Genomic DNA, 973 nt, shown 5'->3' on the forward strand with positions numbered 1-973 from the left:
TAACGTTTTGAGAATTGAGGTGCTTTACGCGCTTTTTTAAGACCTGGTTTCTTACGTTCTTTCATACGTGGGTCACGTGTTAAAAGACCAGCATCTTTAAGTGGTTTACGGAAGTCAGGATCTACTTCTAATAACGCACGAGAGATACCGTGACGAGCTGCACCTGATTGACCAGCATATCCACCACCGTTAACGTTGATGAAGATGTCATATTGGCCTTCAGTTTGTGTAACTGCTAAAGGTTGTTTAACGATTACGAATAATGATTCGTATGGTAGGTATTCTGCCATTTCTTTACCGTTAAAAACGATTTTACCTGTACCAGGTACTAAGCGTACACGGGCTGTTGAGTTTTTACGACGGCCTGTTGCGATGTATTGAGCTTGTGCCATTTGCTTTTCCCTCCTTAGATTAATTCGTTAATGTCTAATTGTTTAGGTTGTTGCGCTGCATGTGGGTGTTCCGCACCAGCGTATACGTGTAGGTGTGTAAATTGAGCACGACCTAAACGGTTTTTTGGTAACATACCTTTAACTGAAGTTTCGATTAAACGTGCTGGTTTTTCATCACGTAATGTACCTGCAGTTGTTTCATAGATACCACCTGGGTAACCTGAGTGACGGTAGTATTTTTTATCTGTTGCTTTTTTACCAGTTAATTTCACTTTTTCAGCGTTGATTATGATAACTTGATCACCTGTGTCAACGTTTGGTGTGAATGTTGGTTTATTTTTACCACGTAACATGCTTGCCACAACTGTTGATAGACGTCCCAATGGAACATCTGTAGCGTCTAGGACAACCCAGTTACGTTCAACTTCATTTGCTTTCGCCATATATGTTGTACGCATTATATTTCCTCCGTTTATCTTGTCTGATTGTTCGATTCATAATTGGTTTCCGGGGCCTATCATGGGGCAAACAATACCGTCTTATATTGTACCACTTTGAAATTCATTACGTCAATCTTTTTC

General features: G+C 40.3%; 2 protein-coding genes. Both read right to left on the bottom strand.

The features are described 5' to 3' along the window. A partial coding sequence (rpsI, locus tag ACRCJ0_RS15605; RefSeq protein WP_004262670.1) for a 30S ribosomal protein S9 occupies nt 1-392 on the bottom strand: 392 nt, incomplete at its 3' end. A gap of 14 nt (nt 393-406) precedes the next feature. Then, nucleotides 407-850: a 50S ribosomal protein L13 gene (rplM, locus tag ACRCJ0_RS15610; RefSeq protein WP_004262667.1), complete on the bottom strand. Its 444-nt coding sequence runs from the start codon at nt 848-850 to the stop codon at nt 407-409. Between the last annotated feature and the right edge of the window lie 123 nt (nt 851-973).

It is taken from the genome of Aerococcus sp. L_32 (genome assembly GCF_050689315.1).